Raw genomic sequence first — 22,991 nt, 5'->3', positions numbered from 1 at the left:
CGTAGGCCTTGAATTCACCGAAATACTTCGTGATCGCCGCCGTCAGCGTCGTCTTCCCATGGTCAACGTGACCAATGGTCCCGATGTTCACGTGCGGTTTCGTCCGTTCAAACTTTGCCTTCGCCATGATGGCTTCTCCTCATTCGGTTCTCGGTTGCGGTGCGCGGGTGCGCACCCTACGGGGTGGTAGGGCGGGGTTCTCCCCGCCGCACCGTCATGCGTATTTCTTCTGGATTTCCTGGCTAATGTTCTCCGGCACCGCGTCATAGTGGTCGAAGAGCATCGTGAACACCGCCCGGCCCGAGGTCATCGAGCGCAGGTTGTTGATGTAGCCGAACATGTTGGCCAGCGGGACCATCGCGTTGATCACGTTGGCGTTGCCGCGGCTGTCCTGCCCGGTCACCATGCCGCGCCGCGAGGTCAGATCGCCGATGACGCTGCCGGTGTATTCCTCCGGCGTCACCACCTCGACCTTCATGATCGGTTCCAGAAGCTTGGCGCCGGCCTTTTTCAGGCCCTCACGCATCGCCGCACGGGTCGCGATCTCGAAGGCAAGGACGCTCGAGTCGACATCGTGGAAGGCACCGTCCACCAGCGCCACCTTGAAGTCGATGACCGGGAAGCCGGCCAGCGGGCCCGAGTCCATGACCGACTTGATGCCCTTCTCAACGCCGGGGATGTATTCCTTCGGCACCGCGCCGCCAACGATGCGGCTTTCGAAGCTGAAGCCCTCGCCCGGTTCGGTGGGGGTAATCTCCAGCTTGACGCGGGCGAACTGGCCCGTGCCGCCGGTCTGCTTCTTGTGGGTGTAGTCGATCTCGGTCGGCCGCGAGATGGTTTCGCGGTAGGCCACCTGCGGAGCGCCGATGTTCGCCTCGACCTTGAACTCGCGCCGCATGCGGTCGACGAGGATGTCGAGGTGAAGTTCGCCCATGCCCTTCATGATCGTCTGGCCCGATTCCAGATCGGTCTCGACGCGGAAGGACGGATCCTCGGCCGCCAGACGCTGCAGCGCCAGCGCCATCTTTTCCTGGTCGGCCTTCGACTTCGGCTCCACCGCGATCTCGATCACCGGCTCGGGGAAGGTCATGGTTTCCAGCACGAGCGGCTTGTTCGGATCGCACAGCGTATCGCCGGTGGTGGTTTCCTTCAGTCCGGCCAGAGCGATGATGTCGCCCGCGAAAGCCTCTTCGATCTCTTCACGGTTGGCGGCATGCATCATCATCATGCGGCCCACGCGCTCGCGCTTGCCCTTGGTCGAGTTCAGCATCTGGTCGCCCTTCTTCAGGGTGCCCGAGTAGATGCGGGTGAAGGTCAGCGTGCCGACGAAGGGGTCGTTCATGATCTTGAACGCCAGCGCCGAGAAGGGCTCGGCATCATCGGGCTTGCGCTCGATGTTGCGGGTCTCGGTCTCGTCGCCGGGGGCGTAACCCATGTAGGGCGGGATATCCAGCGGCGAGGGCAGGTAGTCGATGACCGAGTTCAGAACCGGCTGGACCCCCTTGTTCTTGAACGCGGACCCGGCGGTGACCGGCACGAAGGACATGCTGAGGCAGCCCTTGCGGATCAGCTTGCGCAGCGTGTCCACGTCCGGCTCCTGGCCTTCGAGATAAGCCATCATCGCCTCGTCGTCCTGTTCGACGGCAAGTTCGATCAGCTTGCCGCGCCATTCGTTGGCTTCGGCCTTCAGGCTGTCACGGATGTCGCGGATTTCCCAGGTCGCGCCCAGGTCTTCACCCTGGTAGACCCATTCCTTCATCGTCACCAGGTCGATGATGCCTTCCAGCTTGTCCTCGGCACCGATCGGCAGGGCGATCGGGGCGGGGGTCGCGCCGGTGCGGTCCTTGATCATCTGGACGCACTTGAAGAAGTCGGCACCGATCTTGTCCATCTTGTTGACGAACACGATCCGCGGCACCTTGTAGCGGTCGGCCTGACGCCAGACCGTTTCGGTCTGCGGCTCGACGCCGGCGTTGGCATCCAGCAGGCACACCGCACCATCAAGAACCGCAAGCGAGCGTTCGACCTCGATGGTGAAGTCCACGTGGCCGGGAGTGTCGATGATGTTGAAGCGATGCTTCGGCCCCTCGGCGGTCTTGCCGTCGGTGGTGCGCTCCCAGAAGGTGGTGGTGGCAGCCGAGGTGATGGTGATCCCGCGCTCCTGCTCCTGCTCCATCCAGTCCATGGTCGCGGCGCCGTCGTGGACTTCGCCGATCTTGTGGGACTTGCCAGTGTAGTACAGGATCCGCTCGGTCGTCGTGGTCTTGCCCGCGTCGATGTGGGCCATGATCCCGAAGTTGCGGTAGAGGTGCAGCGGATATTCGCGTGCCATGATCTGCGCTCCTTACCAGCGGTAGTGGCTGAACGCCTTGTTCGCGTCGGCCATCTTGTGGGTGTCTTCGCGCTTCTTCACGGCGGTGCCGCGGTTCTGCACGGCATCGGCCAGCTCGGCGGCCAGACGCTCTTCCATCGTGTTCTCGTTGCGCTTGCGGGCGGCCTGGATCAACCAGCGGATCGCCAGCGCCTCACGGCGTTCGGCCCGGACTTCGACCGGAACCTGATAGGTCGCACCGCCCACACGGCGGGAACGGACCTCGACCGAAGGCTTCACATTGTCGAGCGCCTCGTGGAAGGCTTCGACGGCGGGGCGCTTCAGTCGGTTCTGCACGCGATCAAGCGCGCCATACACGATACGCTCAGCGACCGACTTCTTGCCGTCGAGCATCAGGTTGTTCATGAACTTGGTGACCACCCGGTCGCCAAACTTGGCATCGGGCAGGATCTCGCGCTTTTCGGCGGCGTGACGACGGGACATTCCTTATCTCCTCACTTCGGACGCTTGGCGCCGTATTTCGAACGACGCTGACGACGCTCTTTCACGCCCTGGGTATCCAGAACGCCGCGGAGGATGTGGTAACGCACACCCGGAAGGTCCTTGACCCGGCCGCCACGGATCAGGACGACCGAGTGTTCCTGCAGGTTGTGCTTTTCGCCGGGGATGTAGCTGATCACCTCGAACCCGTTGGTCAGGCGCACCTTGGCGACCTTCCGCATGGCCGAGTTCGGCTTCTTCGGGGTGGTGGTGTAGACGCGGGTGCAGACCCCACGCTTCTGCGGGCAGGACTCCAGGTGCTGAGACTTGGATTTCCGCGGCGCTGCTTCCCGGGGCTTCCGGATCAGCTGTTGAATCGTCGGCATTCACGTTCCTCGTTTCGATACTCGCCGGGTGCCACCCCGACGCCGCTTCTCGACCGTGTCTTGCGCGAATCGCAAAACACGAAAACCGCAACCACCGCCGTTCCCGGCGATGCCGCGGTGGACTTCCAGAGGATCGGGGCGGAAGGCCCGGATCATGACCACTTCAAGCGCTCTGACCCCGGCACCAGAGGACAGACCTCGGGCTTCGGGTTGGCGGGCGTATAGGGGGAATCGCGGGGGGTGTCAACATCAACCCCACCCCGGGCCAGCCTACCGCCCCTTCCAGACCGGATCGCGCTTTTCGGCGAAGGCGCGGGCGCCTTCCAGCTGGTCCTCGCTGGAATAAAGTCGGTCCACCGTCGCGAACTGGCGCTTCGTGATCCGGTTCAGCGCGTCCTGGAATCGCATGTCTTCGGCCTCGCGCACGATTTCCTTGATCGCGGCATAGACAAGGGGGGGACCGGATTCGAGCAGCCGCGCCAGATCCCAGGCCTTCGCCATGAGATCCTCGGGCGCGCAGATCTCCTTCACCAGCCCCCAGCGATGCGCCTCTTCCGCGTCGAACCAGCGCCCGGTCAACAGCAGGTCCATCGCCACATGATAGGGAATGCGCTTGGGCAGCTTGATACTGGCCGCATCCGCCACCGTGCCCGACCGGATTTCCGGCAGCGCGAAGGTGGCGTTCGTGGAACAGAGGATAAGGTCGGCCGACAGCGCCAGCTCCAGCCCGCCCCCGCAACAGATGCCCTGCACTGCGGCGATGACGGGCTTGTTGAGGTTCGGCAGCTCCTGTAGGCCGCCGAAGCCGCCCACGCCATAGTCGCCGTCCACCGCATCGCCCGCGGCCGCGGCCTTCAGGTCCCAGCCGGGGCAGAAGAACTTCTCGCCCGCCGCGCGCAGGATGCAGACGCGCAAGCTGTCGTCGTCGCGGAAGTCGCGGAACACCAGCCCCATGATCCGGCTGGTCTTCAGGTCGATTGCATTGGCCTTGGGCCGGTCCAGCGTGACCTCGAGGATGGCGCCCTCGCGCCTTGTTAGGATCGGCCCTTCGGTCCGCATTTCCATCATGTCGCCCTCCTGACCAGCGCATCCACCGCCACGGCGCCGGTTTCGCGCACCATGACCGGGTTGATCTCGATTTCCTCCAGGCTCGCGTCTGCTGCCATCAGCGCCCCCAGCCGCACCGCCAGCGCCGCGACAGCCCCCATGTCCGCCCTCGGCCGTCCGCGATAGCCGTCGAGCAGCGGCCAGAGCCGCAACCCCTTCGCCGCCTCCAGCACCTCGGCCTCGCCGACGGGCCAGACGAGCGTCACCGTATCGGCCAGCACCTCGGCCGTGACGCCGCCCAGCCCCAGGGTCAGCGTGATGCCATAGACCGGATCGCGGCGCAGTCCCAGCAGCACCTCGGCCACCGCGCCCGTCACCATCTCCTCGACCAGATAGCCGGTCGCCCCCGGCATCTCTGCCTGCCCCTCCAGCGTGGCAAGCCCCAGCCGCACCGCGCCTGCCTCCGTCTTGTGCGCAAATCCAAGCCCCTTCAGCACGAAGGGCGGCACCAGTCCCGCAAGGTCGAGACCGGCAAGCGTTGCAGCCGTCGTGGATTTCGGCACTGCCACCCCCACCGCGGCAAGAAGCGCCTTGGCCTCGGCTTCGTCCAGCATCCGGGTTTCGCGCTGGGGCAGGCTGTCCAAGGGCCGCCATCCCGGCTGCCCCGCAGGGGTCTGCGCCGCCCGAATTGCCGCAAGCGCCGTCTCGATCCCCAGAAGGGGACAGATGCCCTGCTCCATCATCGCCTGCACACGCGCCTCGCCGAAGTTTTCGGGCAGCGATGCCACCGGGAAGGCCGGCTTGCCCGCAGCCTTCTGGGCATCGACAATCGCCCGGAAGGCCGGGTCGTAGCCCGAGGGATCACTCCGGTCCGCCCGTGGCGCGTCGATGATGTAAAGGCCGGCGTCATAAGCCTCCAGCATTGCGCTGAAGACCTCGGTCGTCTTCGGCCCGTCGCCCCAGATGAAGGTGTGGTAGTCCAAGGGGTTCGAGATGGTCGGAATCTCTCCCAGCACGGCGAAAAGCCGGTCGTGCGTCGGCTGCGGCACCGGCGGAAATTCCAGCCCGAAAGGCGCAGCCAGATCGGCAACCAGACCTGCCTCGCCACCCGAGCAGGACAGCGAACAGAGACGCCTGCCAAGCCCCGGCCCATGCACATGGAAGATCTTCAGCGTCTCGATCAGTTCGGCCGGAGTATTCACCTCCGCCACCCCCGTCTGGCGCAGGAAGGCACTGGAAGCTGCCCCGCCGCCGGCCAGTGAAGCCGTATGCGAGGCGGCCGCACTGCGGGAAAGTTCGGTCTTGCCGGACTTGATCGCCACCATGCCCTTGCCCATGGCGCGTGCCCGCTCGGCCAGCTCGGCAAAGGCCGGGACATCGTCGATTCCCTCGATGTACAGCCCCACGGCGGTCACCCTGGGATCATCCAGCAGCGCCCCGGTCAGTTCCGCCAGCCCCACCACCGCAGCATTACCCAGACAGGCGACATAGGCCACGGGCAATCCGCGCTGCTGCATGCCGAGGTTGATCACGATGTTCGAGGACTGGCTTACCAGCGCCACACCCCTATCCACGCGCACCCCGCCATGCTGATCGGGCCACAGAAGCGCGCCATCCAGATAGTTGATCACCCCATAGCAGTTCGGCCCGAGGATCGGCATCTCGCCTGCGGCTGCGACAAGCCGGTCCTGCAGACCAGGCTCTCCGGCCTCGGTCCAGCCCGAGGCGAAACAGATGGCGCCCCCCGCCCCCATCGCAGCCAGTTCCGCGACCACCTCCAGAGTGGCAAAGCGGTTTACCCCGATGAATGCCGCATCCGGCGGTTCCGGCAGATCGGCAAGGCTGGGATAGGCCCGTAGCCCTCCGATCTCGGATCGGGTCGGATGCACCGGCCAGACCGGGCCCTGAAAGCCCATCTTGCGGCATTGCTCGATCACGTTCACAGCCCAGCCGCCACCCAGAACGGCAATGTGGCGTGGTCGCAGAAGACGGTCCAAGCGGCTCATCTCTGGCCTCGCGCTGTGGCATCGGCCCCGGGGGCTGTCTGCCCCCGGACCCCCGAGGATATTTGGGAACGGAAGAAGGGGCAGACCATGGCAACGCCCCGCCCGGAAAGGCCGGACGGGGCGCCTTCTCCCGTTACGGTCATCGGCGTCCCCGCCTGTACCGTGGCGCCACTGTGGCGATTCGAAGTTAACATTCCGTTGCTTCTTCCGTTCTCAAATATCCTCTGGGGGTCCGGGGGGCGAAGCGCCCCCGGTGCGACCGTTCAACCCCCGACCGCCCGCAGAAGTTCGCGGCTGATGATGTGGCGCTGGATCTCCGAGGTGCCTTCCCAGATCCGCTCCACCCGCGCGTCGCGCCAGATGCGCTCGAGCGGCAGCTCGTCCATCAGGCCCATCCCGCCATGGATCTGGATCGCCTCGTCCGCGATCATCGCCAGCACCTCGGTCGCCTTCAGCTTGGCCATGGCCATGTCGCCATCGGTCACCGTGCCCTGGTCGTACTTCCAGGCCGCCTCGCGCGTCAGCAACTCGGCCGCCTTCAGCTCCATCGCCATGTCCGCAAGCTTGAAGCTGATCCCCTGGAACTTGCCGATCTGCTGGCCGAACTGCTTCCGCTCGGCCGCATAGGAAATCGCAAGGGCCAGCGCCCGCTCTGCCCTGCCCAGACAGGTAGAGGCCACCTGCAGCCGCGTCGCGCCCAACCAGGAATTGGCCACCTCGAACCCCTTGTGGACCTCGCCCAGCACGTTTTCAGCCGGCACCCGGCAATCGTCGAACTCCAGCACCGAATTGGTGTAGCCGCGATGGCTGACGTTGCGATAGCCCTCGCGCACGGTGAACCCGGGGGTGCCCTTGTCCACGAAGAAGGCGGTGATCAGCTTCTTCGGGCCCCGCGGGGTCTGTTCCTCGCCGCTGGCCATGAAGACGATGGCGAAGCCGGCCAGATCGGCATGGCTGATGAAATGCTTGGTGCCGTTCAACACCCAGTCGCCGCCCTCCCGCCGGGCCGATGCCTTCATCCCCCGCAGGTCCGACCCTGCGCCGGGTTCGGTCATCGCCAGGCAATCCCACGTCTCGCCCCGGATGCAGGGCATCAGATACCGCTCGCGCTGTTCGGCGTTGCCGGCCAGAAGGATGTTCGAGGGCCGCGCGACGCAGGTCCAGTGCAGGGCATAGTTGGCCCGACCCAGTTCCTTTTCGTATAGAAGCCAGGACAGCGTATCCAGCCCCGCCCCGCCGACCTCGACCGGCATGTTGGCGGCGTAAAGCCCGGCGGCGATCGCCTTCTGCTGGATCTCGCGGATCAGCTCCAGGGGAAGGTGGCCGGTGCGTTCGACCATCTGCTCGTGCGGATACAGCTCTGCCTCGACAAAGGCCCGCGTCGTGGCGACGATCATCGCTTGTTCTTCGGTCAGTCCGAAATCCATGTTGTCCTCACGGGTCCACGTTGTAGGTCATGCCGTCCACCGCCAGCGCCTGTCCTGTAACCATGCGCGCGCCATCGGACGCCAGAAAGACCGCCATATCGGCCACATCCTGAGCCTCGGTCAGCCGCTTCATCGCCGTGCCCGAGGCATAGCCCTGCCGCACCGCTTGCGGGGTCATTCCCTTGGCCGCCGCTTCCGCCTCGATCACCCGGTCGATCCGGGGGCCGTTCACCGAACCCGGACAGATCGCGTTGGCGCGAATGCCGTGCGGCCCAAGTTCCATCGCCACGGTCTTCATCAGCCCGATGACCCCCCATTTCGCCGCCACATAGGGTGCACGGAACGGGGTGCCGTAAAGGCCCGAGGTCGAGGAGATGAAGATGATGACCCCCTGCCGTGCCGGTTTCATCAGCCGCGCCGCGCCGCGCGCAAGCAGCATCGCCCCGTCCAGGTTCACCCCGAGGCACTGGTGCCAGCCTTCCAGCGGCATTTCCTCGATGGCGGCGGTCGGACCCTTGATCCCGGCATTGGCGACAGCGATGTCGAGGCCGCCCCACTCCTGCGCAATGTCCGCAAAGAGGAGGTCTATCGCCGCCTCGCTGGCCGCATCGCAGACCGTGCCCCGGATCCCCGCCGGCAGTGCGGCCACTGCGGCCTCGTCCACATCCGTCACCCGGACCCGGTCGCCCAGCGCGGCGAAGGCCCGGGCCATGACCAGCCCGATTCCGTTCGCGCCCGCGGTGATGAGGACCCGGCGGTTCACTTCTTCTGCCCGACCGCCCGGCCCGCACCTTCCGGCATCGGCAGCGCGGCGTGGGCGTCGGCAATGGCCTTCAGGTTCTTCCAGACCTCGACCGACGCCGGCACGGTCTTGCCCGCCTGCATGTCGACATGCAGGCACAGCTGTTCGACCGTCGCCACGCAGTCCTCGCCCTTCATGATCCGCACGAAGCTGCGGAAGCGCTTCTCGTCGGCGCCGATGATCTGCAATTCTCCCCGCAGCTGGTCGCCGAGCTTTGCCTCGCCCAGATGGCGGATGTGGGTTTCGGCGGAATAGTAGCTGTGACCGGCAGCTACATAGTCCATGCCCGCGCCGATCATCCGCAGGAAGTTGTCCACAGTTTCCGAATTGCAGAAATAGTAGCGGCTTTCGGTCATGTGGCCGTTGTAGTCGATCCAGCCCGGCAGCACCTGCCCCTGCCACATGACCAGGGGCGCAGGTTGCGGGCCCGTGTCCAACCCCTTCTGCATCTCGGCAAGGAAGGCCGCGGCACGGCGTTCATCGTGTTCCTTCAGCACCTTCCCCGCACCCCAGTTCCGCTCCTTCAGCGCGCGCAGGAAGCCCACCAGGTTGCGGTCGCGGATGCGTTCAAGCTCCCGGATGCCATACATGCCGGACTGCGCGTCGGACTGGCTGGCCACAAGATCCACCAGTTCGCCATTGAACTCGGGCACGTCCATGAGTTTCGTCCAGGGCCATTTCAGCGCCGGGCCGAACTGGGCCATGAAATGTCGCATCCCTGCCTCGCCGCCCGCGATGCGGTAGGTTTCGAACAGGCCCATCTGCCCCCAGCGCAGACCGAAACCCATGCGGATCGCATCGTCGATCTCTTCGGTCGTGGCTATGCCGTCCTTCAGCATCCACAGCGCCTCGCGCCACACCGCCTCGAGGAACCGGTTGCCGATGAAGGCGTCGATCTCGTGCCGGATCACCAGCGGGAACATCCCGATGTCGCGCATGATCTGCACGGTGCGATCGACCACCTCGGGCGGGTTCGCCGGGCTACCCGAGACTTCCGACAACGGCAGCAGATAGACCGGGTTGAACGGATGCGCGACGATGATGTTTTCGGGCGCAGGAGAACCCTTCTGCAGGTCGCTTGCCTTGAACCCGCTGGTCGACGATCCGATCAGGACGCCGGGATTAGCCTGTTGCAGCTGGGCATATACCTTGTGCTTAAGTTCGATCCGCTCGCTGACCGATTCCTGCACATACTCCGCCCCTTCGACCGCCTCGCCGATGGTGCCGTGGAAGCTGAGCTTGCCTTCGGGTGGCATCGGGACATCCGACAGCGCGGGCAGGGCCGCCCGCGCGTTCGACAACACCGCGGCGATCTTGCGCTCTGCCTCGGGATCGGGATCGAACACCCCGACGTCCCAGCCATTCAGCAGGAACCGCGCGGCCCAGCCGCCGCCGATGACCCCGCCACCGATGATCGCTACCTTGCGCGCCATGTGTCCCGTCCCATTGCGGTTCCCCCATCCCGGCCCATCCCCGGCAAGCGGGGAAGGGCAGTTCTTACCTTCCGATGGCAGGCCGTGGGCACCCGCTCCGCGCTCGCCCCCGCGTCGAAGAGGGAAAGGGAGGGGGGCCGATCCGCGATCGGTTTCGCGGCTACCTTGCCAGCGGTGCGCGCTTTTCCAGCTTCAGCCGCGCCCGCACCTCGGCCGGGGTGATGACCCGCGCGCCAAGGTTCTCGATGATGTTAGCCGCACGTTCTACCAGCTGGGCATTGGTGGCCAGCACCCCCTTTTCCAGCCACAGGTTGTCTTCCAGCCCCACCCGCACATTGCCCCCTGCAAGCACGGCCGCGGCAACATAGGGCATCTGATGCCGTCCCAACGAAAAGGCCGACCAGTGCCAGCCCTGCGGAACGTTGTTCACCATCGCCATGAAGGTATTCAGGTCATCCGGCGCGCCCCACGGCACACCCATGCAAAGCTGTACCAGCACCGGCTCGGGGATCACACCTTCCTTCACCAGTTCCTTGGCCAGCCACAGATGGCCAGTGTCGAAGGCCTCGATCTCGATCCGCGCGCCTGCGGCCGTCATCCGCCGGGCCATGTCGCGCAGCATGCCGGGCGTGTTGACCATCACATAGTCGGCCTCGTTGAAGTTCATCGTGCCGCAGTCCAGCGTGCAGATCTCGGGCCGGCATTCCACGACATGGGCCACGCGCTCTTCCGCGCCGCACATGTCGGACTTGTCGGCCATCCGGGTCATGGCCTCGGTGCCGTCAAAATACATGTCGCCGCCCATGCCCGCGGTCAGGTTCAGTACCACATCCGTGTCGCTGTCGCGGATGCGCTCGGTCACTTCGCGGTAGTATTCCAGCTTGCGGCTGGGCTTGCCGGTTTCCGGGTCGCGGACGTGGCAATGCACCACAGCAGCCCCCGCCCTGGCCGCTGCGATGGCACTTTCGGCAATCTGCTTCGGGCTGCGCGGCACATGCGGGCTGCGGTCCTGCGTTCCGCCCGATCCGGTCACGGCACAGGTGATGAAGACCTCACGATTCATGGTCAGCGGCATGGCTTTCTCCCAAAAGGTTGGCGACACCATAGCCGCCTTGCCAGCCCACGCTTTGCGTATTACGAAATATTCATGACGGAAAACGCTATCTTTCTGCCTTCGGACCAGAGCCTGACGATAGCGCTGTTCGTGCTGCCGCAAGCCTCGATCCTGGAGGTTGCCAGTGCCCTCGACCCGCTGCGCAACGCCAATCGCCATCTCGGCAACGAAGCCTATCGCTGGCGTGTCGTCACCCCGGACGGCCGTCCCGCGCCGCTGACATGCGGGCTAGAACTGCCCTCCTCCGGCCCCCTCGCGCATGCCGCCGGGGCCGAGGCATTGATCGTTATTGCGGGATACCGGCTGAACGAGGTGGCCACCCGCCCGCTGATCAGCGAACTGCGACGGATCGCACCGCGCTTTCGGCTGGTCGGCGGCATCGATGCTGCCCCCAGGGTGCTGGCCAGGGCGGGGCTTCTTGACGGATACCGCGCCACGGTCCACTGGGAGGATCTGGAGGATCTCGCCGCGGCCCATCCCGAAATCGACGTGGTTCCCGACCGTTTCGTGATCGACCGTAACCGGGTGACGATTTCCGGTGCCGCACCGGCTGCGGACTTCATGCTGCATCTGATCCGCGCCCGCCACGGCGCGGCGCTGGCACGGCAGGTTGCGGCCAGCTTTCTGGCAACAGTGCGCAAGGGGTCTGAACCGCAGATCGGTCGGGGCCCCGATCCCGACCTCGATCCCCGCGTGGCTGCGGCGCTTGCGCGGATGGAGGCGCGGATCGACGCGCCCGAACCTGCCTCGGCCACGGCCCGCGCGGTCGGCGTTTCGCCACGCCGCCTGGAAGGCCTGTTCCGGGCAAGCCTGGGCACGACGCCCGCGGCCCATGCACTTGATCTGCGCCTGCAGGCCGCCCGTCGGATGCTGACCGATACGCGGCACCCCTTGGCAGAGGTCGCGCTGCGCACAGGCTTTTCCAGCCCCTCGACCCTGTCCCGCGCCTTACGCGCACGGTTCGGCCAGCCACCCGGCGCCCTGAGGCGCCAGATCTGAAGCGTCAGCACGTCCCGGGCGACGCAGCCGTCCACCCGGGGGTCAAGGCTGCATTGAACTCATCGCCGGGTTGCGGGGGCCCGGGCACCGTCGGATGCCCCTTCAGGCCGCGTCCAGAAGACCCCGCCCCTTCAAGAGCGCCTCGACCCCCGGCATCCTGCCGCGGAACTTCAGATAAAGCGCCTCGGCCTCTTCGGACCCGCCCGCCGACAGGATATACCGCTCCAGCCGCGCCGCGGTTGCGGGGTCGAAGGGATCGCCCGCCTCCTCGAAGGCCGCGAAGGCATCGGCATCCATCACCTCCGACCACATGTAGCTGTAATAGCCGGCGGAATAGCCGTCGCCGCTGAACACATGCGCGAAATGCGGTGTCGCATGGCGCATGCGGATCGCGCGCGGCATGCCCAGCGCCTCCAGCACCTCGGCCTGGCGCTGCATCGGGTCGGCGGGCGGCTGGCCGGTGTGGAACTCGAGGTCCACCATGGCCGAAGCCACGAATTCCACCGTGGCAAAGCCCTGGTCATAGGTGACCGCGTCCAGAAGCCGCTTCAACATTTCGGCGGGCATCGGCTCGCCGGTCTCATGGTGCCGCGCATGGGCCTCCAGCACCTGCGGCACCTCCAGCCAGTGTTCGTAAAGCTGGCTCGGCAGTTCGACGAAGTCGCGCGCCACGGATGTCCCGCTGATGAAGCCGTAGGTCACGTCCGACAACATCTGGTGCAGCGCATGGCCGAATTCATGGAACAGCGTCCGCGCATCGTCCCAGGACAGCAAGGCCGGCTCGCCCCTGGCGAAGTTGCAGACGTTCACCACGATCGGCCGCTGATCGCCCCCAAGCTTCCTTTGCGACCGCATCGCCGAACACCAGGCGCCCGAGCGTTTCGATCCCCTGGCAAAGTAATCCCCCAAGAAGACCGCGACATGGCGGCCATCGCGCGTGACCTCCCAGCCGCGCACATCGGGGTGATAGAATGGCCCCTCGATCTCGCGGAACTCCAGCCCGAACAGCCGCGTCGCGCAGTCGAACATCGCCCGCAGCATCGCCTCCAGCGACAGGTAGGGCTTCAGCGCCGCCTCATCCAGGTCATGCTCTGCCTTCCGCCGTTTCTCGCTGTAATAGTGCCAGTCCCAGGGTTCCAGCGGCCCGGTGAACCCGTCGGCATGCAGCATCGCTTCCAGCACAGCCGCATCCGCCAGCGCCCTGGCCCGCGCCGGCTGCCAGACCCGCAGCAACAGTTCGCGCACCGTATCGGGGGTCTTCGCCATCTCCGGTTCCAGCTTGAAGGCCGCGAAGTCGGGATAGCCCAGAAGCTGCGCGCGCTCTGCCCGCAAGGCCAGGATTTCCGCTGCAATCGCCCGGTTGTCCGTTTCGCCGCCGTTCGCCCCGCGCGCCACCCACGCATGGTAGGCCCGTTCGCGCAACGCGCGGTTGGGCGAGAACTGCAGGAACGGCACGATCAGGCTGCGGTTCAGCGTCACCACCGGGCCAAGGCCCCGCTCGGCCCCCGCCGCCCGAGCAGCATCCTGCACGAAGGCCGGCAAGGCGGCCAGATCGGCCTCGGCCAGCTCCATGTGCCAGCCCCGCTCCTCGGCCAGCAGGTTCTGCGCGAATTGTGTCCCAAGCACCGCAAGCCGCGCCTTGACCTCGGTCAGCCGCTTGGCCGCCGCCCCCTCCAGCGCCGCGCCCGACCGCAGGAACATCCGCCGATACAGCTCCAGTACCCGCGCCTGCTCTGCCGTCAGATCCAGACCATCGCGCCCCTGCCACAATGCTTCGATCTTGGCCCAGAGCGCCTTGTTGTTGGTAACCTCGGACGAGAAGGCAGACATCTTCGGCGCCAGATCGCGCATCAGTGCCTCGCGAGCATCGTTGCTGTCCGCACCCGCCAGGTTGTAGAACACCCCCGCCACCCGATCGAGATCGCCCTCCGCCAGTTCCAGCGCCTCGATCACCTCGGCAAAGGAAGTGCCCGGCCCCTCGGCAATCGCTGCAATGGTTGCCCGCGCCCGCGCCAACGCCTCGTCGAAGGCCGGTCCGAAATCCTCGTCCCGGATGGCCGCAAATGGTGGCAGGCCGAACGGGGTATCCCAGCGGTCCAGAAGCACGTTCATCGCAGATCTCCTTTTCGACGGAAGCTAGGCCCCCGTCTCGCCAAGGTCCACCCCGCAACCCCGGATTGCTATTGCGCAAATACTCTCGGAAAGGTCCGGGGGCCGAAGCGCCCCCGGCAACCGAGGAGGAGGGCGCAGGCCCCACGACGAGACAAATGGCATGCGGCCACAAGGCCGCTCACTAAGGCTGCCGCGCCTCATGCCCGCGCAGCCGCGCCTCCAGCCGGCGCAGCAGCAGCGAAAGACCGATTGTCATCGTCAGATACAACAGCGCCGCGACGTTGTAGGTCTCGAAATAGCGGAAATTGCCGGCCGCCGTGACCTTGGCCAGCTGGGTGATATCCGTTACCCCCAGCACGCTGACCAGCGAAGAATCCTTCACCATGGCCACGAAATCGTTGCCGAGCGGCGGCAGCACCATGCGGAAGGCCTGCGGAAAGACGATGTGGCGGAACCGCTGCCATCCGTTCAGGCCCAGCGACTTTGCCGCCTCGATCTGGCCCTTGTCCACTGCCTGCAGCCCTGCCCGGAAGATCTCGGCAAGAAAGGCCGAATAGGCCAGCATCAGCGCGATGACCGCCCGCCAGAGCAGCGGAAAGTCCCGCCCCCGCACCTCCTCGAACCCGAGCGGCACGAACGCCCAGTTCCAGGCCGTTACCAGCGCGGGCGCCAGAACGAACGCAACATAAAGAAGCAGCACGATGATCGGGATGCCCCGCATCACCTCGATATACAGCCGCGCCACCTGCCGCAGCACGACCCAGCGCGACAGCCCCGCCAGCGCGAGTCCAAGGCCAAGAAGGCAGGCCCCGAAATAGGCGACCAGCGTGACGATCACGGTGATCCAGATTCCCTTGGCCAGGACGGCCAGAGACGCCGAATAGACGTCGTCCGCCAGCACCTCGTAGAACAGCCACAGGCCGGTGATCGCGACGATCACCAGCCACCAGGGAAAGTCGGCATCAGGCTTGGGATTGGGCGTCATGCTAGAGGGCCCGGGCCGAACGGCCCGGACCGGCGGCCCTTACTCGGCCATCTTGTATTCGAGGAACCACTTCTTGTTCAGCGCGTCGATCGTGCCATCCGCCTTCATGCTGGCAATCGCCGCGTTCATCGGCGCGACCAGGTCGCTGCCCTTGGGGAAGATGAAGCCGAAATCCTCGGTCCCCAGCTTCTCGCCCACGATCTTCAGCCCGCCGTTCGACGCGTCGACATAGCCCTGGCCCGAGGTGCCATCGGTCAACACCAGATCGACGTCGCCCGCCTTCAGCGCCTCGACCCCCGCGCCGAAGGTCTCGAACAGCTTGATCCGCGGGTTTGCCTCGTTCCCGTCCAGCACATCATAGACCCCGACATAGAAGGGCGTCGTACCGGGTTGCGCCGCCATCAGCAGGTCGGGATTGGCCGCGAACGATGCCGCATCGGAAAAGCGCTCCTCATCCCCGCGCACCATCATCACCATCTCGCTGGTCATGTAGCTGTCCGAGAAATCAACCTGCTCCTTGCGGTCGTCGCGGATGGTGATCCCGGTCATCCCCATGTCGTACTGGCCTTCCGACACTGCCGGGATCATCGCGTCCCAGCTGATGTTCTCGTATTTCACGGTGATGTTCAGCCGCTTGGCGATTTCCGCCATCGCGTCGTATTCCCAGCCCACGGCGGCACCCGACTTGTCGAGGAACTGCAGCGGCGGATAGGCGTTTTCCGTCACCACCACGACCTCGCGGCCGCCCAGATCGGGCAGATCCTGCGCAAGGGCGGGCGCGGCAAGAAGGCTGAGGCCCAGAAGGGCGGCGAGGGTGGATTTCATCGGTCATGCTCCCGGCTGAATGGTCAGGGGCCGACTATGCCATTCCGCCCCGCCGATGCAAGCGGGCCCGCCTGGCCCGGGGCCGGAACGAATGGGACGAATCATGTCGCTGCCCGATCCTTCGGCAACAGCGCCAGATCCCGTACTGCAGCCGGCCTGCGACAGAAAAGTATTGTGCATAATTGCACTTCAATACGTTATTTATGCCTAATTGCGCGAAGGGTCACAGGATGGCATCTTGGATACACCCGAAGGACGGAGCCTGACATGACCCGCATGCCCACCTATTTCATCAGCCACGGCGGCGGCCCGTGGCCGTGGATGCCCGACTGGCGGGCGATGTTCGCGAACCTCGAGGCCTCGTTTGTCCGGATGGTCAAGGATCTGCCGCAACCGCCGAGGGCGATCCTCATGATCTCTGGGCATTGGGAGGACGATGGCTTTGCCGTCATGTCCTCGCCCAGGCCGCCGATGGTCTATGATTACCACGGTTTTCCGCCTCATACCTTCCAGATCACCTACCCTGCCCCCGGTGCCCCCGGCCTTGCCCGTCGCGCAGCCGAACTGATCGGCGCCGCCGGCCTGCCGGTTCGGCTGGACGACAAGCAGGGCTTCGACCATGGCACCTTCGTGCCTGCCTATGTGATGTATCCCGATGCCAGCACGCCACTGTTCCAGGTCTCGCTGCGCAAGGGCTACAACCCGCAAGAGCACTTCGCTCTTGGCCGCGCCCTCGCCCCGCTGCGCGACGAGGGTGTGCTGATCATCAGCTCTGGCCTGTCCTACCACAACCTGCGCCTGTTCGGCCCCGGCGCGAAGGAACCCTCCGAAGCCTTCGATGCATGGCTGGCCGAAACCATGGCCGCCCCGCCCGCAGAGCGCACGGACCGGCTTCTGCATTGGGAAAGCGCGCCCTATGCCCGCGTCTGCCACAAGCAGGAAGATCACTTCGTTCCCCTCTTTGCCGCCCTTGGCGCGGCCGAGGACGAGCCGGCCACCATGGTCTATCACGACACCGACCTGTTTGGCGGCGTCACTGCGTCAAGCTACCGGATCGGCTGACGCGGGGGCCCGGCCGCAGGCCGTCGAGGCGCATTCACATGGCACGCCATCCGGTATAGGTGGGGCGCATGCCACGCTATGCCCTTCGTATCGACTATCACGGCGGCCCCTTCGCGGGCTGGCAGCGCCAGGCCGGCGGCCTGCCCTCGGTTCAGGACGCCATCGAGCAGGCCCTGGCCAAGCTGGAGCCCGGCCCGCACAGCATCGCTGCCGCCGGGCGGACCGACGCCGGTGTGCATGCCACGGCGCAGGTCGCCCATGCCGACCTGCGCCGAGACTGGGATCCTTTCCGGCTATCCGAGGCGCTGAACGCGCACCTTCGGCCCGCCTCGGTGGCGATCACCGCCTGCGCGCGCGTTCCGGATGACTTTCATGCCCGCTTCTCGGCCACCGGGCGGCGCTATGCCTTCCGTCTGGTCGCGCGCCGTGCGCCGGTGACCCATGACCGGGGCCTGGTCTGGCAGGTGCTGAACCGTCTGGATCTGCAGGCGATGCGGGCCGGCGCGGCGGAATTGGTGGGGCATCATGATTTCACCACCTTCCGCTCAACGCTTTGCCAGGCGAAAAGCCCGGTGAAGACGCTGGACAGGATCGACATTACCGAACACCCCTATCCCGGCGGCATTGAATACCGCTTCGATCTTGCCGCACGGTCCTTCCTGCACAATCAGGTCCGCTCGATCGTCGGAACGCTGGAACGGGTCGGCACGGGCGCCTGGTCCCCTGCCGATGTGCGCGCTGCGCTTCAGGCGCGAGACCGCGCGGCCTGCGGACCCGTGGCGCCGCCGCAGGGCCTGTATCTGGTGGGGGTGTGCTATCCGGTCGATCCCTTCGCCGGGTAAGGCTCGGGACTGCATCCCCCCTCACGAGGGTGCCCTTATGAGCAGACGAAGTCGAACAGGAAGGCTCAGTTAAGGTCCTTCAGCAGCCGGCCATGCTTGCGAACCTCGGTCAGGACCGCGCCGAACGTAGCCAGACCCCGGCCCGCCAGCATGGGCAGAAGCTTCAGGAAGGCATCGGCCGTGGCGATCGTGTCGCCCAGCGCGGTATGGCGCGCCTCTTCCGGGATGGCGATGCCCAGCCGGTGCGCCAGCGCGTCGAGGCTGTGCACCTCGTGCTGGCCATAGACCACCGCCGACAGAAGCACCGTGTCCAGCACCGGCATGTCGAAGCGCAGGCCCAGCGTCCCCTCCTGCCGGCGGAGGAATTCCATGTCGAAGGGCGCATTGTGCGCGATCAGCACCGCGCCTTCAGCGAACTTGTGAAACCGGCGCACTACATCTTCCACTCGCGGCGCATCGGCAACCATCGCATCGGTGATGCCATGCACCGCGGTCGAGACCGCAGGTATCGGCCGGCCCGGATTGACAAGCGTGTCGAAGACCTCGCCCTCGACCCGGCGGCCGTTGACGATGCGCACGGCTGCCAGCTGCACGATCTCGTCGCCCTGACGGGGGTTGAGGCCTGTCGTCTCGCTGTCGAAGACGACATAGGTCAGCCGGTCCAGCCGACGATCGGCCAGCGCATCGGTGCGCGCGGGGGATAGGAGATCGAAGTCATAGATCACCTTGCGCACCACGGGCTTCGGGCGGGCAACCGCGCGACGGGCCTGGCGGATCGGCAGACAAAGCGCGTGACGGCCGTCTGCCGCCGTCTCGGGCCAGATCTCGGTGGCATGAGCCGACAGGACCGCGCGCGCCGGGCGTTCGGCGGTTTCCTCTGACAGGGGCAGGGCCAGCCAGCTGTCCAGCTCGCCCACGCCGATCCGGGGGCCGGTCCAGGACAGGCGGATGGTCGCGCCGCTGTCCTCTTCCTCGATGGAAAGGTGCAGCCGGCCCACCGCGCGGTCAGCCAGGTGCCGGGCCAGATGCTCAAGCACCGTGATGATCTCATAGCCGTTGCAGCGCAGGATCAGGTCGGCCGTCTCGACCGTCACGATCAGCCCCTGCGTGGCCAGGCGCGCGACCAGCCCTTCCGCCAGGTCCGAGGCGCGGGTCTGCGGCAGGGCGGCGGCCTCGGCCTGACCCTCCTCCCGCGCGGCGCCAAACCGGGTAACGGCCTGCGCCAGCCGCGCGACCTCTTCCCGCAGCGCGGCTTGCATCGGCGCGGGCAGCGCATCCTCGGGCATCACGCCGACGATGGTGGACAGCGCGGCGGCCGGGCGGCGCAGGCTGTCGAGCGCGCCCTCAAGCATCGCTTCGCGCCGGGCATCAGCGGCCATGTCGGCAGTAATGTCGCGCAGGGTCAGCACATAGCCGCCGTCCCCGCCTTCGCCCAGAAGCCGCATCCGCGCGGCCAGCACCCTGGCACCTGCGGTGGTGGTGCAAAGAAGGTCCGACACCGCGTCGGGGTCGCCTGTGGCCATGAGCCGCTCATGTGCATGGCGCAGCGGCGCGGCATGAATGTAGTCGAAAAGCTTGCGGTCGAGCCCCGCCTCAAGCCCCCCCGCCCGTCCGGTGCCGATGATGTCGGCGGCCGGGCCATTGTAGAACACCAGCGCATGGTCGGCCGAACACAGGATCACCCCAACCGGCACGTCCGACAGCAGCGCCTCCAGCCGGGCCTTCTCTGACCCCAGCCGTAGGGTCTCGCGCGCCACCGCCTCGGCCAGCGCGCTGCGCGTCTCGGCCAGGCTTTGGGCGGCGGCCTGGGCGGCGGGGGCCAGATCGCCCAGATAGCGGGCGATGGCTGCGTCCATCTCGGCCGTCACGTCGGAATGGGCACGGGCGCGCAAGGCACCTGCGAGCGTCTCGATGGGTTTGGCCACATGCAGGTCGAACAGATACCAGACCCAGGCCACCAGCCCCAGTGCCGCGAAACCAGCCAGCACCCCGGCCTGCACGAAGCCCTGCAGCGCGCCCGGTTCACCCAGCCGGCTGTAACCCAGCCAGAGGCCGAGGGTGGTAGCGACAACGATCGCCCCGGCAAGACCGGCGAAGATCAGAAAGATGCGCAGGCGCAGGCTGAGACGCGTCAGCATGATGAGCCCCCGGCTGGCCACGGACGCAACAGGGCCGCTGCCGCTCCCCCCCTGCCCCCCGTGGAGAAGGGCGGGAGGCGGGGGGCACCATGTCGAAGGTGGGGCGCGCCCGGTCGGAGGCGTTGGGCCCGGGGTGCGGGCGTCAAGACCCCGCTCCCTCTTCCTCCCCCACAAGGGGGGGCGGGAAGCGCCGCACGCCCCTGTCGCGCCCCGGTCACGGCCTCAGCCCGCCCCGCCCAACAGACGGCGCACCTCGTCGCGCAGGTCCTTCAGCTCGAAGGGTTTCGAGATGAACCCATCCGCGCCAAGCGCCAGGCCCTTGCGCCGTTCGATTGCCGAGCCCCGTGCCGTCATCATCAGCACCTTCACATCCGCAAGCGAGGGGTCGGTGCGGATCCCCTCGCAGATCTCGTAGCCTGAAACCTCGGGCAGCATGACGTCCAGCAGAACAAGGTCGGGGTGGGTTTCGCGGATCCGGGGCAGCGCCTCGGCGCCATTGGCGACGCGGTCGTGGTCATAGCCCTCACGCGTCATCAGGTAATCCAGCGCCACGGCGATGTTGTCCTCGTCCTCCACCACAAGGATGCGCGGCTTGCGGTCCATGCCCTACCCCTCCCTGCACGCGGCAGCCTGCAACAGGTCGCCCGCGGGGGCCGGCTGCCAGTCGGCCCCCGTCAATTCTCCCGTCTCGGAAATCTTCACCCCCTCGACGACCGGCACCTGCCGTCCGCCCGCGCAATCGACCGCGATCAGCCCGTCCTCCACCGGCCGCCAGCGGGCGAATTTCAGGACCGGGACCATGCGCAGGCTGCCGACTTGGGGATGGATCATGCGCTTGCGCTGGTCGATGGCCCAGAACCGCATGCGGATCGGTTTCAGATAGGTCCAGGGCCGCAGGGGCATGGCTTCTTCCTCGACGCGGACCACCTCGATCCCCGGCGGCAGCTCGGCCACGACGCGGTCGTACCAGCTGTATTCCAGCACCAGGGTCGCGCCGATCAGGCCGACGGCGGCAGCAAACGGGACCAGCCAGCGCGGCAGGCCCGGCCGCCAGCGGCGCAGCGCCCAGGCCAGAAGGCCCAGCGTGGCGGCGGCGATCAGGGCTCCGATCAGTTCCAAGGCCATCGCGTCAACTCCGTGCGCCGCGGGCCTGGCCCACGGCGGATTGCATGGTGCGCACGACGACAAAGGCGTCGCGCAGATGGCTGCGCTCGAAATCCGAAAGTTCCGACGGCGCGATGAAATTGTCGGGCTTCTCGCCCGCCTTCACCCGCCGCGCCTGGTGTTCCAGCCGGGTCTGGGCGATCAGGTCGTAGGCCTCGATCAGGTCGCGCCCGCCGCTGTCCGAGATCACCCCGGCCTCCACCGCCGCCTCCAGCCGGGCGCGGGTGTTCACCACCCCCTGCTGCCCGATCAGCGAATAGACCCGCCCCAGATCGACCACCGGCACCACGCCGTTGTGCTTGAGGTCGATGTGGTTCTTGTATTCCCCCGACCGGATGGTGGCGAAGCCGCGCAGAAGGCCCAGGGGCGGGGTGTGCTTCAAGCTGTTGGAAATCATGTGCGCGACGAAGATCGAGTTCTTCGCCGCCATCTCCAGCACCTCGGCCTGCAGGTCGCTGTAAAGGTTCGCCGTCCCGCCAATGGGACGCAGGTCGAACATGACCGAGGCCAGCATCTGCGCCATCGGGTCGGGTGCGTTCACCCATTTGCGGAAATAGCCACGCCAGACTGCCATGCGCTGGCACCATTGGGGGTTGGTGGCCATCATGTCGCCGGGGCAGTAGACATAGCCGCAGGCGTTCAGCCCGTCCGAGACAATCTTCGCCAGCCTGGCGAAATAGCCCATGTCGGCCTCGGTCGCGGCGTCGTCGATCATCAGGCAGTTGTCCTGATCCGAAACGCCGGTCTGCTCCTGCCGCCCCTGCGACCCGCAGGCGAGCCACAGGTAGGGCACAGGGGCCGGGCCAAGCTCGGCCTCGGCCATGGCCAGCAGCCGCCGCGTCACCGTGTCGGCGATGTCGGTGATGAGCCGCGTCACCACCTCATGCGCCGACCCGCCGCCCACAAGCTGCACGAGGAGCCGCGGGATGCGGGCGGTGGTCTCGGCCAGTTCGGCCACGCTCTGCGCCGTGGCCGCATCCCGCACCAGAAGCGCCGAGCTGACCGCCTGGAACCGCACCAGATCGGTCTGGGTGATCATGCCGACCAGCCGGCCGTCCTCGACCACCGGCAGATGCCCGATCCGGTGCTCCAGCATCCGGTTCAGCACGTCCGACCCCAGGCTGTCCGGCGTCAGCACCATCGGATCGCGCGCCATGACCGCGCTGACTGGCGCGGCCGGGTCCAACCCCTCGGCCAGCACCTTGTTGACGAAATCCCGCGCGGTGATGATGCCGACCAGTTGCTCGCCCTCGGTGATGGCGAGGCAGGAGATATGCGCCGCCCGCATCCGTTCGGCGGCCGCCCGGATCGTCGTTTCGGGCGGCACCGAGATCGGTGCGCGGGCGATCAGGTCGCCCACCTTGCGGGTCGAGATGTCAGCCTCGCGGTTTTCCTGATGCCGGCCACGGTGGAAAAAGCGTTCGAAGGCAGGATAGGAAGCGATCAGGCGGCGGAACTCTGCCGCGGGCAGCATCAGGATCTCTGCCCCGCCGTTGGCGCGCGCCGTCGTCACCGCCGTGCCGTCGCGCATCAGACCGCGTTCGCCGAAACTGTTGCGCGGGCCCAGCAGCGAGACCAGGCCGCCCGAAGGTTCCAGCACCTCGACCGAACCTTCGAGGATCAGGAAGATCCCGGTCAGCGGTTCGCCGGCGGTGTAGATCATTGCGCCGTCGTCGTAATGCCTGCGGCTGAAGGAGGCGGCGACGCGCGCCATCTCGTCCCGCGGCAGGCTGTCGTAGGGATGCACCGTCTCCAGGAAGGCCAGAAGCGGATTGCTGTCCTGATCCATGATCCTGCGCCCGGTTGAAGGGATGCGCCCCCGGGTCTCCCCGGAGGC

20 protein-coding genes are annotated in these 22,991 nt (G+C 66.6%); 3 read left to right on the top strand and 17 right to left on the bottom strand.

The features are described 5' to 3' along the window. The 10 genes from EYB42_RS14435 to EYB42_RS14390 all read right to left on the bottom strand — a co-directional run. The coding region (locus EYB42_RS14435; protein WP_231555447.1) for a GTP-binding protein at positions 1–127 on the bottom strand (127 nt) is incomplete at its 3' end. 87 nt (positions 128–214) lie between these two features. Then, positions 215–2,332 carry an elongation factor G gene (fusA, locus tag EYB42_RS14430; protein WP_135450827.1) on the bottom strand — a complete coding sequence of 706 codons (2,118 nt, stop codon included), beginning with the start codon at positions 2,330–2,332 and terminating at the stop codon, positions 215–217. A gap of 12 nt (positions 2,333–2,344) precedes the next feature. Next, positions 2,345–2,815 (bottom strand): 30S ribosomal protein S7, encoded by a 471-nt coding sequence (gene rpsG / locus EYB42_RS14425; protein ID WP_135450826.1) that lies wholly within the window; start codon positions 2,813–2,815, stop codon positions 2,345–2,347. Positions 2,816–2,826: 11 nt separating this feature from the next. Then, entirely contained in the window at positions 2,827–3,198 is a 372-nt protein-coding gene (gene rpsL, locus EYB42_RS14420) for a 30S ribosomal protein S12 (RefSeq protein WP_125325006.1), read from the bottom strand. 270 nt (positions 3,199–3,468) lie between these two features. Continuing rightward, positions 3,469–4,266, bottom strand: coding sequence for a carnitinyl-CoA dehydratase (locus EYB42_RS14415; RefSeq protein ID WP_135450825.1), 798 nt, complete (start codon positions 4,264–4,266; stop codon positions 3,469–3,471). Beyond that, complete coding sequence (locus EYB42_RS14410; RefSeq protein WP_135450824.1) at positions 4,263–6,251, bottom strand: acetate--CoA ligase family protein; 1,989 nt, start codon at positions 6,249–6,251, stop codon at positions 4,263–4,265. The genes EYB42_RS14415 and EYB42_RS14410 overlap by 4 nt, the downstream gene beginning before the upstream one ends. Before the next feature lie 263 nt (positions 6,252–6,514). Next, entirely contained in the window at positions 6,515–7,678 is a 1,164-nt protein-coding gene (locus EYB42_RS14405) for an acyl-CoA dehydrogenase family protein (RefSeq protein WP_135450823.1), read from the bottom strand. Between the two features lie 7 nt (positions 7,679–7,685). Continuing rightward, positions 7,686–8,441, bottom strand: coding sequence for an SDR family oxidoreductase (locus EYB42_RS14400; RefSeq protein ID WP_135450822.1), 756 nt, complete (start codon positions 8,439–8,441; stop codon positions 7,686–7,688). Then, entirely contained in the window at positions 8,438–9,913 is a 1,476-nt protein-coding gene (locus EYB42_RS14395; protein ID WP_135450821.1) for a carnitine 3-dehydrogenase, read from the bottom strand. The genes EYB42_RS14400 and EYB42_RS14395 overlap by 4 nt, the downstream gene beginning before the upstream one ends. Positions 9,914–10,073: 160 nt before the next feature. Then, positions 10,074–10,988: a BKACE family enzyme gene (locus EYB42_RS14390; protein WP_135450820.1), complete on the bottom strand. Its 915-nt coding sequence runs from the start codon at positions 10,986–10,988 to the stop codon at positions 10,074–10,076. 72 nt (positions 10,989–11,060) lie between these two features. Here EYB42_RS14390 and EYB42_RS14385 point away from each other — a divergent pair, with 72 nt between their 5' ends. Continuing rightward, positions 11,061–12,026: a GlxA family transcriptional regulator gene (locus EYB42_RS14385; RefSeq protein WP_135450819.1), complete on the top strand. Its 966-nt coding sequence runs from the start codon at positions 11,061–11,063 to the stop codon at positions 12,024–12,026. Positions 12,027–12,128: 102 nt separating this feature from the next. On the opposite strand, the gene EYB42_RS14380 is transcribed toward EYB42_RS14385, so the two are convergent. The 3 genes from EYB42_RS14380 to EYB42_RS14370 form a co-directional block, all read right to left on the bottom strand. After that, entirely contained in the window at positions 12,129–14,138 is a 2,010-nt protein-coding gene (locus EYB42_RS14380; protein WP_135450818.1) for a M3 family metallopeptidase, read from the bottom strand. Positions 14,139–14,319: 181 nt separating this feature from the next. Next, positions 14,320–15,123 carry an amino acid ABC transporter permease gene (locus tag EYB42_RS14375; RefSeq protein WP_135450817.1) on the bottom strand — a complete coding sequence of 268 codons (804 nt, stop codon included), beginning with the start codon at positions 15,121–15,123 and terminating at the stop codon, positions 14,320–14,322. 39 nt (positions 15,124–15,162) lie between these two features. Beyond that, positions 15,163–15,948 carry a transporter substrate-binding domain-containing protein gene (locus tag EYB42_RS14370; protein ID WP_135450816.1) on the bottom strand — a complete coding sequence of 262 codons (786 nt, stop codon included), beginning with the start codon at positions 15,946–15,948 and terminating at the stop codon, positions 15,163–15,165. Positions 15,949–16,215: 267 nt separating this feature from the next. Here EYB42_RS14370 and EYB42_RS14365 point away from each other — a divergent pair, with 267 nt between their 5' ends. Continuing rightward, positions 16,216–17,010: a DODA-type extradiol aromatic ring-opening family dioxygenase gene (locus EYB42_RS14365; protein WP_135450815.1), complete on the top strand. Its 795-nt coding sequence runs from the start codon at positions 16,216–16,218 to the stop codon at positions 17,008–17,010. A gap of 68 nt (positions 17,011–17,078) precedes the next feature. Continuing rightward, complete coding sequence (gene truA / locus EYB42_RS14360; protein WP_135450814.1) at positions 17,079–17,852, top strand: tRNA pseudouridine(38-40) synthase TruA; 774 nt, start codon at positions 17,079–17,081, stop codon at positions 17,850–17,852. A gap of 65 nt (positions 17,853–17,917) precedes the next feature. On the opposite strand, the gene EYB42_RS14355 is transcribed toward truA, so the two are convergent. The 4 genes from EYB42_RS14355 to EYB42_RS14340 all read right to left on the bottom strand — a co-directional run bounded on the left by EYB42_RS14355 (position 17,918) and on the right by EYB42_RS14340 (position 22,943). Beyond that, entirely contained in the window at positions 17,918–19,990 is a 2,073-nt protein-coding gene (locus tag EYB42_RS14355) for an exonuclease domain-containing protein (protein WP_135450813.1), read from the bottom strand. A 222-nt stretch (positions 19,991–20,212) separates the two neighbouring features. After that, positions 20,213–20,593 (bottom strand): response regulator transcription factor, encoded by a 381-nt coding sequence (locus EYB42_RS14350; RefSeq protein WP_135450812.1) that lies wholly within the window; start codon positions 20,591–20,593, stop codon positions 20,213–20,215. Positions 20,594–20,596: 3 nt separating this feature from the next. Then, entirely contained in the window at positions 20,597–21,115 is a 519-nt protein-coding gene (locus EYB42_RS14345; RefSeq protein ID WP_135450811.1) for a hypothetical protein, read from the bottom strand. Positions 21,116–21,119: 4 nt separating this feature from the next. Then, positions 21,120–22,943 carry a DUF294 nucleotidyltransferase-like domain-containing protein gene (locus tag EYB42_RS14340; protein WP_135450810.1) on the bottom strand — a complete coding sequence of 608 codons (1,824 nt, stop codon included), beginning with the start codon at positions 22,941–22,943 and terminating at the stop codon, positions 21,120–21,122. Positions 22,944–22,991: the final 48 nt, after the last annotated feature.

The sequence above is a fragment of the Tabrizicola caldifontis genome (assembly GCF_004762095.1).
Classification (GTDB): Bacteria; Pseudomonadota; Alphaproteobacteria; order Rhodobacterales; family Rhodobacteraceae; genus Tabrizicola; species Tabrizicola caldifontis.
This window is presented reverse-complemented; position numbering and strand designations above follow the sequence as displayed.